Raw genomic sequence first — 12,613 nt, forward strand, 5'->3', positions numbered from 1 at the left:
CGATGGAGCGCATGTATATTAATCAAGGACTGTTTATCGTTCTGTGTATTGTCGCTGTTATCGGTGTAGTTTCTTCCTTGCTGTTATTACGTAAAACACATAATGTCAGGAAAAAATTGAATAACATTTCGGATACGCTGGATGACATCGCACAGGGTAACAGCAATCTGAAAATACTGGCAAAGCCTTCGGATATGACTTCTGCCATCTGCTATCAAATCAATGATATTATCTATAACTTTCGGGAGCAGATCATTGATTTAAAAAAAGCGGAGGAAACAAACAAGCAATTAATGACGAGCCTCTCCCATGATGTGCGAACCCCCTTAACGACTCTTATCGGATATTTGGATGCTGTGCAAAAAGGCATTGTATCGGGTGCGGAGCGGGAAGAATATATTGAGATTGCCCGTAAACGGGCCCATGATATGAAAGAGTATGTGGATATGCTGTTTGAATGGTTCAAACTGAATTCCAGTGAAGAAACCTTTACGGTCCGGAAAACAGAGCTTGCGGAGCTGACCCGAAACCTGCTTAAAGATTGGATACCGATTTTCGAGAGCAGCTCCCTTGATTATGATATTGATATTCCTGACAAGCGTATTGAGATCCCCTTGGATACCGGCGCTTATGCCCGTATTCTGAACAACCTGATTCAGAACGTAGTTACCCATAGCAGGGCCAAACACATCCAAATCAGTGCTTCCGTGCTGGATAAGTATGTGATGATTACGATTGCAGATGACGGCGGGGGAATTTCCAAACAGGATTTGCCCCATATTTTTGAACGCCTCTATAAATGTGATAAATCGCGTTCGGCGAAAGGAAGCGGCCTGGGACTGTCTATCGTACAGCAGCTTGTAACCAGGATGGGCGGTAAGATAACGGTAACAAGCGAGCCTGGCAAGCAAACAGAATTCACCATACAGTTTCATTTGGCCGCTGAAAGTCCCTGCTGATGCAGGGACTATGCTGTGTCTGTCGAAGCCGAAATTTCAAGGTTTATGCAAGGTTCGTGCAAGGTTCATTCAAGGTCAAGCGGCTATAATCAAATTCATAACTGCAAAGGAGGATTAGATCTTGAGTGATTTTATCATTGAAACCAAAAATTTAACCAAAGTATACGGCGAACAGAAAAGCGTGGATAACCTGAATCTTCATGTGAAAAAGGGGCGTATCTACGGTCTGCTCGGCAGGAATGGCGCCGGGAAAACCACTACTATGAAAATGCTTCTGGGCCTGACTCAACCGTCAGACGGAGAGATCAGGATTAACGGTATGGAGCTGCGGGGAAATGAACAAAAGATTTATTCCCGGATTGGAAATCTGATCGAATCTCCCGGCTTTTACCCCAATCTGACCGGAAGCGAAAATCTGAAAATATTTGCACGGCTTCGCGGTGTGCCCAATCGGAACGCTGTGCAAAACGCTTTGGAAGTAGTTGGCCTCCCATACAATGACAAGAAGCTGTTTTCCGAATATTCGCTAGGCATGAAGCAGCGTTTGGGGATTGCCAACGCCATCATGCATGATCCCGAGCTCTTGATTTTGGATGAGCCGATCAATGGTCTTGACCCTATCGGTATTGCTGAAGTCCGTGATTTTATTAAGCGGTTGAGTACGGAGCAAGGCAAAACGATTCTCATTTCCAGTCATATTCTATCTGAAATCTCTCTGTTGGCTGATGATATTGGAATCATTGACCACGGCGTTTTATTGGAAGAAGAAAGTCTGGAGGAGCTCGCAAAGAAGAACAGCATGTATATTCATTTTACAGTGACTTCTGCCTCCCAAGCGGCCCGGATTATAGAGCGCGACTTCCAGACCTCCAACTTCCGCGTTGATGATGATTACAATTTACGGCTGTATGATACGGACATAGCTGTTGCTTCGATGATCCGCAAGTTTATAGAAAACGGTCTTGACGTATCGGAAGCGCATACGCAAAATGACACGCTGGAGGATTACTTCAAACATGTCACCGGAGGTGGCGGGATTGCTTGATTTGCTCATTTGCGAATTTTTAAAAATTAAACGGCAGAAATTTATCCGGCTGTCCCTGATGGCAGCCTTTCTCTTTCCCATCCCGCTGACCATTCTTATGGCCAAAGACAGGATGAACTTCGACCAGTTGTTCCGTGCCAATGTGATGTTCGGAGAACTGTTACTTTTGCCTTGTATCCTTGGAGTGATTGCCTCCATCCTGTTTTTTATGGAAAGAGATCACGACACATTAAAGAACCTGATTACGGTTCCGGTTTCAAGAACGAAAATTGTTCTTGCCAAACTGTTAGTCATGACAATTCTTTCTATTCTGTACACGGTAGCAGCTTTAGGGGCAAGCATCATTGGCGGCCTGATTGTAGGCGGTGTGGAAGGAATTATATATAGACTTGGCATTAGCATAGTGCTCGGCATACTGATTATGGTGGCTACCCTTCCGGTTGTGGCTGTCATCGTGTATTTTAACAAAAGCTATATTTTCTCAATCCTCGTATCTTTTATTTATGCGGTCGTTAGCTTTGTGATTATCATAATGTTTTCATCCACTCCGCAAATGGTGAACTCCATTGCCTCCATTCTTCCGATTCCAATTATTATAAAGTGGTATATACCCCTATTTCCCATTGAGGACGCATTAGCTTACGTGAAACCCTACTTGATAACAACGTCCGCTTGTTTTGGGATATTCGGAATTTATGCGGTTGTATCGGTCTGCTTAACAGCTTTTATCTACACAAGAAAGGAAATATAGGAGGTGAATACTGTGGGTACTCTAATTATAAGTGAATTTATAAAACTAAAACGGTATAACATACTCTGGATTGGAGTTGTCGCCGTTTTTTTCTCCGCGATGTTAGCTGTATTTCAATCGGGCAACGGCGGAAGGTCAATCATCTTTGAGAATTTCTATAACAATATCATCTGGAACAATTTCAGCCTGGTGTTCCCGTTTATGGTCGTACTGATAGGCGGGTTTATCATTAACCGTGAATATACGGACCGTACCTTAAAAACAGTGTTGACCGTGCCGGTTTCTTTTCGGAAAATGCTGACGGGAAAATTGATAGCCATCGGGTTGATTACCATACTGTTTGCTGTCCTCAGCTTTGTATGTACGTTACTGCTGGGCTTTGTTTTTCAAATTAAGGAAATGTCTATTCCGCTTATTGTGAAGTCGCTGTATCAAATTGTCGGGATAGGTGTATGCAACTACATCGCTGTGTTGCCGATTATCGCATTTTTCTGCCGCAAACAAAACGGTTTCTTCGCGGGTGTCGGTTTGGCGTTTGTTTACGGTTTTTGCGGGATCTTTGTTGCCGGCAGAGGTCTTACGGACTTTTATCCGGTTACAGCCGGGCTTGGTATTTGGGGTTACACTGGACAAGGAACCGTTTCTTATAATGCAGCTATTGGCGGTTTGACTTTACTCGTCATGCTGATCGTGACCGCAGTTTTTGTACAACGAACTCTGGACTACGACAACATCACTGCGGTTCCCAAGAAAAAAATGAAAAGCAATAATTTTAAACGTAAATAGCGCGGTATATTAAAATAAGCTAAACCAAGCCGTACGTCAGCAATCGCTGAAACGTACGGCTTGGTTTGTTCATATTCAATAAATACTGCTGGTCTGAATTCAGGTCCGCCGCCAAAAGTGCACAAGTACCACATCATGGAATAGCTTAGCTCAATTTCCGGCTAAGGCTATTTGGCAGACAAATCAGATTGTGAACGTGATAATATTTAAGTTTCGGTTAATAACTAATGCTGAGGTTATATTGGTATCCGTGGTAACAATTGCACGAACTTGATAGGTTACAGAAGCTGTAGCAGGAGCTGTGTCTACATAGGTGTCGGCAATTGGAAACCGTTGATTGCCTGCTGTATTTCCGCTGCGGTTCAGGGTTCTGGTTGAGATCAGGGTAGCATCCCGGTAGATCCGGATTTGAGCTACAATTGACCAGTTGGACGTAGTAACTGCTTCTAGCGATATCGCATAATCAATTTTCAACTGCTGAGAAATTACTTCATTCTGGGTAACCGATACGGTCACAACCTCTGTATTTAATGGCGGATAGATTGCTAACGAGCCTGTAGTATTTGCAAATGCAAGAGTAGGCAGATCTGTGGCTCCGGTGACTCCTGTTGCTCCCGTGGATCCTGTTATGCCGGTCGCACCGGTAGCCCCTGTCGCTCCTGTCACTCCAGTAGTACCCGTTACTCCGGTTGCTCCTGTACTTCCAGTTACACCTGTCGCTCCAGTAGCCCCTGTAGTTCCAGTCCCGCCGGTCACTCCCGTGGTTCCTGTTGCACCCGTCACTCCAGTAGCTCCCGTGCTACCTGTCATACCAGTGGTGCCTGTTGCCCCTGTGACTCCGGTCCCACCGGTAGCCCCTGTAATCCCCGTTATACCCGTTACTCCGGTTGCTCCTGTACTTCCCGTTTCACCTGTTACTCCGGTTGCTCCCGTGACCCCCGTGGCTCCTGTCACTCCTGTGGTACCTGTTATGCCGGTCGCACCGGTAGCCCCTGTCGCTCCTGTCACTCCAGTAGTACCCGTTACTCCGGTTGCTCCTGTACTTCCAGTTACACCGGCCACTCCGGTGACACCCGTTGCTCCCGCAACCCCCGTCGCACCAGTCCCGCCAGTAACTCCCGTAATTCCAGTTGTGCCCGCCTCTCCGGTTGCTCCTGTTGCTCCCGTTGCACCCGTCGCTCCTGTGACTCCTGTTGCGCCCGTTGCCCCGGTCGCCCCCGTTACTCCAGCGGCTCCATATGAGCCAACCAATTCGGCCGATACTAAGCGGTGAGGGGTGGTTAACTGTCCCGAACTTCCTTTTCCCCATACAGATATCTCTGTATCCTCAACGGCTCCACCGGTGACATTAAAAACAAACTCAAAAGAATCCAGATTACTGTAATAATCTTTAGACATCACTGTATTTGGAAGAATCTCATCTTGGCTGATGATATATAATTCCCTGGTCCCAGTAAGATTGTAACCCTGTGTTAAAACAACCACAGCCTGAGTGGTGCTTTGATTCGTAAGTTTTACCGTAGTGGATACCGTTGGTCTTGAACCGTTCACAGCGTTATTCTCAATGGGCCCTGTATTCCAAACTGCCATTATCCGCCCTCCTTTATATAATCAAATACGATGTGTTCTATACTATTCAGACCCATTTGCTGGTGCGTATGCCATTAACTTCAACATTAGCTCTTTGATGAGTTCACCTATGGATTTGGGAGTGCTATAACATAAAATAAGCAAAAACAAGCCGTACGCCCAGCAATCGCTGAAACGTACGGCTTGTTCATATACTTCCTATCCGCTTAGTACCGGGTCACACCATCGCGTGTAACCAGCGCGAACACCAGCGGCTGCGGCGGAACCGGCCGGGCGCTGATGCGGTAGGCCTCCAGCACCTTGGCTTCCGCCTCCTGCACCTTGCTCTCGCTGGCCTCATTGACATGCAGCACAGCCAGCGTATCGCCTGCGGCGACGGCATCGCCGACCTTCAGCGACAGCTGGATGCCGACTGCCAGATCGATGACGGACTCCTTCGTCTCACGTCCGGCGCCCAGCAGCATCGCAGCTACGCCGATCTCTTCGGCCTGGATGCTTTCCACATAACCGGCAGCCGCTGCCTTCACTTCAATGAACCGGCGCGCAGCAGGCAGCGTATCAGGCGATTCGATCTGCGAGACATCGCCGCCCTGGGCGGAGACCATCTGCTTGAACTTCTCCAGCGCGCTGCCGTCCTCAATATGGGACAGCAGAATCGAGCGCGCCTCGTCTTCATCCTTCGCCTTGCCGCCGAGCACCAGCATCTGGCTGCCCAGGATCAGGCAGACCTCCTGGAGATCCTTCGGCCCATGGCCCTTCAGGGTCTCGATGCCCTCCTTGATCTCCAGCGCATTGCCGATGCCGAAGCCCAGCGGCTGGTCCATATCGCTGATGACAGCGACAGTGTTGCGGCCCAGATGGGTGCCGATGTCCACCATGGCCTGGGCCAGCGCAATGGAATCGTCCAGCGTCTTCATGAACGCACCGCTGCCGGTCTTCACATCCAGCACGATGGCGTCCGCGCCTGCGGCAATCTTCTTGCTCATGACGGAGCTGGCAATCAGCGGGATGGATTCCACGGTTGCGGTCACATCACGCAGGGCGTACAGCTTCTTGTCCGCCGGGGTGATATTGCCCGACTGGCCGATTACCGCTGCGCCGATCTCGCCCACCTGCGCGAAGAACCGCTCCCGGTCCATCTCTACTGAGAAGCCGGAGATCGACTCCAGCTTGTCCAGCGTGCCGCCGGTGTGGCCGAGACCGCGCCCGGACATCTTCGCAACCGGAACTCCGGCGGCCGCCACCAGCGGTGCCAGCACCACGGTGGTTTTGTCGCCGACCCCGCCCGTGGAATGCTTGTCCACCTTGATGCCCGCAATCGGGCTAAGGTCGACCTGGTCGCCGGACATCGCCATCTCCAGCGTCAGATCACCGGTCTCGCGGGCATTCATGCCGCGGAAATACACGGCCATCGCCCAGGCGGAAATCTGATAATCCGGGATTTCCCCCTTGCTGTAGCCCTGAATCAGAAAAGCAATCTCCTCACGGCTCAGCTCGCCGCCGTCTCTCTTTTTCTGAATCAGATCAACGGCACGCATTAGACCTGTACCTCACGGACAAAGGCGCGCACCAGCCCGATGAACTTCGGCTTGGTCAGATTAGCAACCTTAACCACCTGCTCATGGGTCAGCGGCTCCAGCTCATCTCCGATCGCCATATCGGTGATACAGGTAATGCCAAGCACACGCAGGTTGCTGTGGCTGGCGACAATCACTTCCGGCACTGTGGACATCCCTACGGCATCGCCGCCGAGGTAGGCCAGCATTTTCAGCTCAGCCGGGGTCTCATAAGTAGGGCCGCTGATGCCGGCATATACGCCTTCCTGGAGCACAAGAGTTTCGCCCTCTACGCCTGTAACTCCTGCGGCCAGCTTCTTCGCCAGCGCGATATACTCAGGGTCATAAGCACGGGACATATCCGGGAAGCGCACGCCCAAGTCGGGATCATTCGGTCCGATCAGCGGATTGTCGCCGGTCATATTCAGGTGGTCGGTGATGAGCATCAGATCGCCCGCCTTGAAGGCCCGGTTCATCCCGCCGCCTGCATTGGTGATCACCAGCGTGCCTACGCCAAGCTTAGCCATAACGTAGACCGGCAGCACAACCTTACGCATCTCATAGCCCTCATAGTAGTGGAAACGGCCCTGCATGATGATGACATCCTTGCCTTCCAGCTTGCCGATGACGAACCGTCCGGCATGGCCTTCGACTGTGGAACGCGGGAAATGCGGAATTTCTTCATAAGGCAGATAGACTGCATCCTCGATCTGGTCGCCCAGATCCCCGAGGCCTGAACCCAGAATCAGCCCGATTACTGGCTTGTAAGCTCCCAGACGGGATTGAATATAGGCAGCGGCTTCCTGAACCTGAGTGCCGTAAGAGACTGTAGATGGTGTTGTCATAAAGTTGATCCTCCCGGATTATGAATTGTTTACGAAATAGCAGGTGGGTGAAGCAGGAACTACATTTTCGGAATAAAAGCCAGCACCAGCTTCAGGAACTGCTCCCGCACACGGTCAGCGGTCTCCATCACCTCGGCATGATTCAGCGGCTGTTCCAGAATACCGGCAGCCATGTTGGTGATGCAGGAAATCCCCAGCACCTCGATCCCGGCGTGGCGGGCAACGATCGTCTCCGATACGGTGGACATCCCTACGGCATCCGCGCCCTGGCGGCGCAGCATTACGATCTCAGCGGGAGTCTCATAGTTCGGTCCGAGCAGGCCGGCGTACACGCCTTCCTTGAACTTGAAGTTCATGGCAGCGGCGGCTTCCTTAGCAGCGGCAATCAGGCGCGGACTGTAGGCCGAAGACATATCCGGGAAGCGTACGCCCAGGGCGTTGTCATTCGGTCCGGTCAGCGGGTTGCGTCCGGTCAGGTTCAGATGGTCTGTAATCAGCATCAGATCGCCGGGAGTAAACTCCGTATTCACCCCGCCGGCAGCATTGGTGACCAGCAGGCTGGTAACGCCAAGCTCCTTCATGACGCGTACCGGGAACGCGGTTGTCTCCGGGCCGTAGCCTTCGTACATGTGGAAGCGGCCCTTCATCATCACCACGCGGCGGCCTTCAATCATTCCGATCAGCAGCTCGCCTTCATGCCCTTCCACTGTGGATACCGGGAAATGCGGGATATCCTGGTAAGGAATCACCACTTCATCCGTAATTAAGTCGGCCAGCACACCGAGGCCGGAGCCGAGGATCAGCCCGATCTCGGGGGCGACGGTACATTTGTCCTTGATATATACTGCGGCTTCTTGAATATGGCTAAGGGTTACATTGGTCATAATTGAGTTCCTCCCGGATTAAGTTAATTGAGCCAAAAAGCTTGTCCCGTACTGCGGCGCCTTCGCCCCGAAGTTGTCGGCGATTGTCGCGGCCACATCCGAGAAGGTCTGGCGGATGCCCAGGCTGCCCGGCGTCTTGAATCTCGGGCTGTAGACCAGCAGCGGCACATATTCCCGTGTATGGTCGGTTCCGGCATGAATCGGATCATTGCCGTGGTCCGCCGAGATAATCAGCAGATCGTCTTCGCCAAGAGTGCCCACCAGTTCAGGCAGCGCCTGGTCGAACACCTCCAGCGCCCGTCCGTAGCCTTCCGGATCACGGCGGTGGCCGTACAGGGAATCGAAATCCACCAGATTGGTGAACAGCAGCCCCTCAAACGGCTTGCGCAGCTCGTCAATCGTCACCTGGATGCCGTGTTCATTGCTCTTCGTCGGATAAGAAGCCGTAACCCCTTCACCTGTGAAAATATCATTGATCTTCCCGACAGCAATCACATCCTTGCCGATATCCTGCAGGGCATTCATCACGGTCGGCTGCGGCGGCTTCACCGCATAGTCATGCCGGTTCGGGGTGCGCACGAAATTCCCCGGCTCCCCGACATAAGGGCGGGCAATGACGCGGCCGACAGAGAACTCGGGAGCCATCGTCAGCTCGCGGGCAATTTTGCAGGCGCTATATAGCTCCTCCAGCGGAATAATATCTTCATGTGCAGCAAGCTGGAACACGCTGTCCGCCGATGTATAGACAATCCATGCGCCGGTCTTCATCTGCTCCTCGCCGTATTCCACCAGAATCTCGGTGCCGGAGGCCGGCTTGTTGCCGATCACCTTCCGTCCGGTAGCCGCTTCGAACTTCTCGATCAGCTCCGCCGGGAAGCCGTCAAAATACGTGTTGAACGGAACCTCGATCTTCAGGCCCATCAGCTCCCAATGGCCGGTCATCGTGTCCTTGCCTACCGATACCTCCTGCATTTTGCCGTAATAGGCTGCAGGGGCTGCTGCGGGTTCAAGCGGCGGCAGCGGTGCAATATTCGCAAGTCCCAGCTGCTGCAGGTTGGGAAGCTTAAGTCCCGGAACCCGCTCCAGAATATGCCCGAGGGTATGGGCGCCTGTATCCCCGAAACTCGCGGCATCCGGCGCTTCGCCGATACCTACACTATCCAGAACTATAAATCCGATGCGTTTAAATGAGGACATGCCGTCTTCACTCCTTATGGTAGTTTGCATAAACTGTGGGCGCTGCTTCAAGCAGGAAGAAACTCCGGGAGAACCTCTCCCGGAAGCTGTTTCTTCAGTATGATTCCATCATAACGTTCTTACTCGCAAAAAGCATCTTTTCCGCCCCATCCGCCCCCGAACCGGCTGCCCTCTGCGCAATAAGGCCGGCTATTTCGCCCGGGGATGGTGATTCTCATAGACTTCCTTCATATTCTTGCGGGCGATGCCGCTGTAAATCTGGGTCGTCGATATATCGGAATGGCCCAGCATCTGCTGCACGGAGCGCAGGTCGGCCCCGCCTTCCAGCAAATGTGCCGCGAAGGAGTGGCGCAGCGTATGGGGCGTAATGTCCTGCCCGATTCCGGCTTCGCGGGCGTATTTTTTGATGACTTTCCAGAAGCCCTGCCGGGTCAGCCGTCCGCCGAGACTGTTGAGGAACAGCGCCTGCTCTTCCAGGTTCGTACGCAGCAGCTTGTCCCGCATTCCGGAGGTATACCGGGCCACACACTCCGCAGCGATCAGGCCGATCGGTACCACCCGCTCCTTGCCGGAAGCGCCGCTGCAGCGGGCGAACCGCAGGGCCGTGTTCACATCATCGGTATTCAGCGAGATCAGCTCCGTGACGCGGATACCCGTGGCATAGAGCAGCTCCAGCATGGCTTTGTCGCGCATCCCCTGGGGGGAAGCCTCATCGGGTGCGGCCAGCAGCCGCTCAATCTCTTCGATGGTGAGAATCATCGGCGGCTTCTTGCTCGGCTTAATGGCCTCCATCCCCAGCGTAGGGTCTTGGGCAATCAGATGCTCCTTCAGCAAAAAATGAAAATAAGCGCGCAGCGAGACCGTATTCCGGTTCACTGTAGCCGCAGCCTTCCCTGCGCCGCGCAAGGCGCCCAGATAGAGCATAATATGCGATCTGCGGATCTCCTCCGCTGCGGCCAGGCCGCGTTCTTCGGCGAACTCCAGAAACTGCGTTATATCCCGTCCATAGGATTCCAGCGTACTCGGAGACAAGCCTTTGTCCCCCGATAAGTACTGCATAAACGGCTGCAAGTGTGACTTCATTAATTCACGCTCCTGTCAGACTCAGGCTGCTGTATGCGGCTTCGCAGCGGGTTTTGTTCAGCAGCCGGAACGGCAGGGGTTCCATGACATGCTAATTCAGTGATTCGACAGACTTCTCGCTTTTTCCTTCCAGGCGGCCCGCTACTCCCCGTACCAGTAGAACAGACGCAGACGGTCAGCCGCGCTCATCCCCTGTTCGCTGTAATGGAACTCCTGAAATGCGCGGACGGCCGTCCCCTCCGGAATCTCAGTATTGCGGGCCGGGCTGATCCACGCGCTGAACCAGCTCATGACATAATACAGCACACAGCTCACCGCAACAAGCATCGTCAGGAAATATAGGCGGCGGACCGTCTTGGGCAGAGATACAATCATTCAGGCAACCTCCTTAGTAGTAGGTGTCAGCATCTGCATCCTGCTTGCCGCTTAACTGTGCGTCAGGCCAGCACACAGAACTCGTCCTTCACTTTATGCGCCGGAGGGCCGTGTTATGTATGTTAAGTAATAATTAGCCGCAACGCCTGCACCATGAAAAAGCCCTCTCCAGCCAGTCAGCCGGGGAGAGCTTGCGCGGTAATCCTCATATATACCCTATAAGCTTATTCGGGAGTATTGCCTTCTGCAGGATTCTTCTCCTTGCAGCGGTGGCAAATTCCGTGAAAATCAAGTCTATGGTCTACTACCGTGAAATTATATTCCTTCTCCAGACGCTCTTCCAGCGGTCCCAGCCAATCCTCACGAATCTCATCCATCGTGCCGCATTGCACACAGATCAGATGGTGGTGATGATGCTTCGCCGTATCCGTCCGCAGGTCGTAACGGGCTACCCCGTCCCCGAAGTTAATCTTCTCCACGACATGAAGCTCGCTAAGCAGTTCCAGGGTACGATATACAGTGGCAAGACCGATCTCTGGGGCCTTCTCTTTTACAAGCATAAATACATCTTCAGCGCTTAAATGATCATCTTCGTTCTCCAGCAGCACTCTTAAGGTCGCTTCCCGTTGGGGTGTAAGCTTATATCCTTGGGATTGTAGCTGTTGCTTTATCTTGTCTATCCGGGCTTCCACCTGTCTCCCTCCCCCTTGGAAAATTACCGCACCGGGCTTCAAGCCACTTCTTCCATTATAGGGGGAGTCTATTTAAGAAGTCAAACGGTTTTAGCATGCGTACCGGCAGGTACAGTGTAGGGTGAATTCTTTATTCGGCATTTGGTTATTCTGATTATCGCAGCAGCAGCGGCGTCACCCAGCGCATCATCGCAGGCGTCAGGTAGGCCTCGAAGCCGGAGACGCCCATCACCAGCACAGCCATCCCCAGAGAGAGCAGCGTATACATCATGAACGGATGGGTTACCTTCGTCCGGCGCTGCTGGCCCAGCACCCGGCTGCGGATCATCAAGAGGGAGAAGCCGAGCGCAGCCGCGCTGCAGACGAGCAGCACCGGAATCAGCACCAGATTGTGCGGAGCCACCGACACCAGGGCGAACAGCATCCCGTGCCAGGAGTACTGGCTGACCAGAGTGCCTACGGTGAAGCCGATCAGCACGCCTTTGAGGAAATCCAGAATCAGAATACCGGGCAGCCCGATGACCGACAGGCCGAGAATCCAGATCAGGCCGATCCACTTCAGATTGAAGGCGGCGATACTCCAGTACGAATCCTGGGCGGACGGAAGTCCCTGCTGGTCAACGGTCACGAAGAAATTGCTTAAGTAATCCCCCAGCTCCTGCTGCTGATCCAGCGTCAACGCGCTGACAATAAGCGCCCCGAATACCACCCCGACCAGAAACAGGACCGCGACAAAAATATAAAGAGGCGTCTGTTCCTTCAGCATCTGCTTTAAACTGCGCACCCTGACATTCTCCTTTCCGGTCACATGTTACACCATATGAGGGAATGTCCCGGACTATGACTTGTC

General features: G+C 52.6%; 13 protein-coding genes. 4 read left to right on the forward strand and 9 right to left on the reverse strand.

Annotated features, from left to right (window positions below):
• The first annotated feature begins 2 nt into the window (after nucleotides 1–2).
• From MHI24_RS05415 to MHI24_RS05430, 4 genes are all read left to right on the forward strand, one after another.
• Nucleotides 3–959: a HAMP domain-containing sensor histidine kinase gene (locus MHI24_RS05415; RefSeq protein ID WP_340024550.1), complete on the forward strand. Its 957-nt coding sequence runs from the start codon at nucleotides 3–5 to the stop codon at nucleotides 957–959.
• Nucleotides 960–1,080: 121 nt separating this feature from the next.
• Nucleotides 1,081–2,004, forward strand: coding sequence for an ABC transporter ATP-binding protein (locus MHI24_RS05420; RefSeq protein ID WP_340024551.1), 924 nt, complete (start codon nucleotides 1,081–1,083; stop codon nucleotides 2,002–2,004).
• Nucleotides 1,976–2,755: an ABC transporter permease gene (locus MHI24_RS05425; protein ID WP_340024552.1), complete on the forward strand. Its 780-nt coding sequence runs from the start codon at nucleotides 1,976–1,978 to the stop codon at nucleotides 2,753–2,755. The genes MHI24_RS05420 and MHI24_RS05425 overlap by 29 nt, the downstream gene beginning before the upstream one ends.
• 12 nt (nucleotides 2,756–2,767) lie before the next feature.
• The gene (locus MHI24_RS05430; RefSeq protein WP_340024553.1) at nucleotides 2,768–3,541 is read left to right on the forward strand and encodes an ABC transporter permease; all 774 of its coding nucleotides are present in this window, start codon (nucleotides 2,768–2,770) and stop codon (nucleotides 3,539–3,541) included.
• A 183-nt stretch (nucleotides 3,542–3,724) separates the two neighbouring features.
• Here MHI24_RS05430 and MHI24_RS05435 read toward each other — a convergent pair whose 3' ends face one another.
• The 9 genes from MHI24_RS05435 to spoIIM form a co-directional block, all read right to left on the reverse strand.
• Nucleotides 3,725–5,131, reverse strand: coding sequence for a hypothetical protein (locus MHI24_RS05435; RefSeq protein WP_340024554.1), 1,407 nt, complete (start codon nucleotides 5,129–5,131; stop codon nucleotides 3,725–3,727).
• Nucleotides 5,132–5,337: 206 nt separating this feature from the next.
• Entirely contained in the window at nucleotides 5,338–6,669 is a 1,332-nt protein-coding gene (locus tag MHI24_RS05440; RefSeq protein ID WP_340024555.1) for a pyrimidine-nucleoside phosphorylase, read from the reverse strand.
• Complete coding sequence (locus MHI24_RS05445) at nucleotides 6,669–7,532, reverse strand: purine-nucleoside phosphorylase (protein ID WP_340024556.1); 864 nt, start codon at nucleotides 7,530–7,532, stop codon at nucleotides 6,669–6,671. Before MHI24_RS05445 ends, MHI24_RS05440 begins: the two co-directional genes overlap by 1 nt.
• 59 nt (nucleotides 7,533–7,591) lie before the next feature.
• Nucleotides 7,592–8,416: a purine-nucleoside phosphorylase gene (locus tag MHI24_RS05450; protein ID WP_340024557.1), complete on the reverse strand. Its 825-nt coding sequence runs from the start codon at nucleotides 8,414–8,416 to the stop codon at nucleotides 7,592–7,594.
• 18 nt (nucleotides 8,417–8,434) lie between these two features.
• On the reverse strand, nucleotides 8,435–9,613 hold the full coding sequence (deoB, locus tag MHI24_RS05455) for a phosphopentomutase (RefSeq protein WP_340024558.1): 1,179 nt from the start codon (nucleotides 9,611–9,613) through the stop codon (nucleotides 8,435–8,437).
• 189 nt (nucleotides 9,614–9,802) lie between these two features.
• On the reverse strand, nucleotides 9,803–10,696 hold the full coding sequence (gene xerD, locus MHI24_RS05460; RefSeq protein WP_340024559.1) for a site-specific tyrosine recombinase XerD: 894 nt from the start codon (nucleotides 10,694–10,696) through the stop codon (nucleotides 9,803–9,805).
• Between the two features lie 141 nt (nucleotides 10,697–10,837).
• Nucleotides 10,838–11,071, reverse strand: a complete 234-nt coding sequence (locus MHI24_RS05465; RefSeq protein ID WP_340024560.1) for a DUF4227 family protein — start codon at nucleotides 11,069–11,071, stop codon at nucleotides 10,838–10,840.
• A gap of 224 nt (nucleotides 11,072–11,295) precedes the next feature.
• Entirely contained in the window at nucleotides 11,296–11,763 is a 468-nt protein-coding gene (locus MHI24_RS05470; protein ID WP_238650149.1) for a Fur family transcriptional regulator, read from the reverse strand.
• Nucleotides 11,764–11,917: 154 nt separating this feature from the next.
• Nucleotides 11,918–12,547, reverse strand: coding sequence for a stage II sporulation protein M (gene spoIIM / locus MHI24_RS05475; protein ID WP_340024561.1), 630 nt, complete (start codon nucleotides 12,545–12,547; stop codon nucleotides 11,918–11,920).
• Between the last annotated feature and the right edge of the window lie 66 nt (nucleotides 12,548–12,613).

Source organism: Paenibacillus sp. FSL K6-1096, from assembly GCF_037977055.1.
GTDB lineage: Bacteria > Bacillota > Bacilli > Paenibacillales > Paenibacillaceae > Paenibacillus_AQ.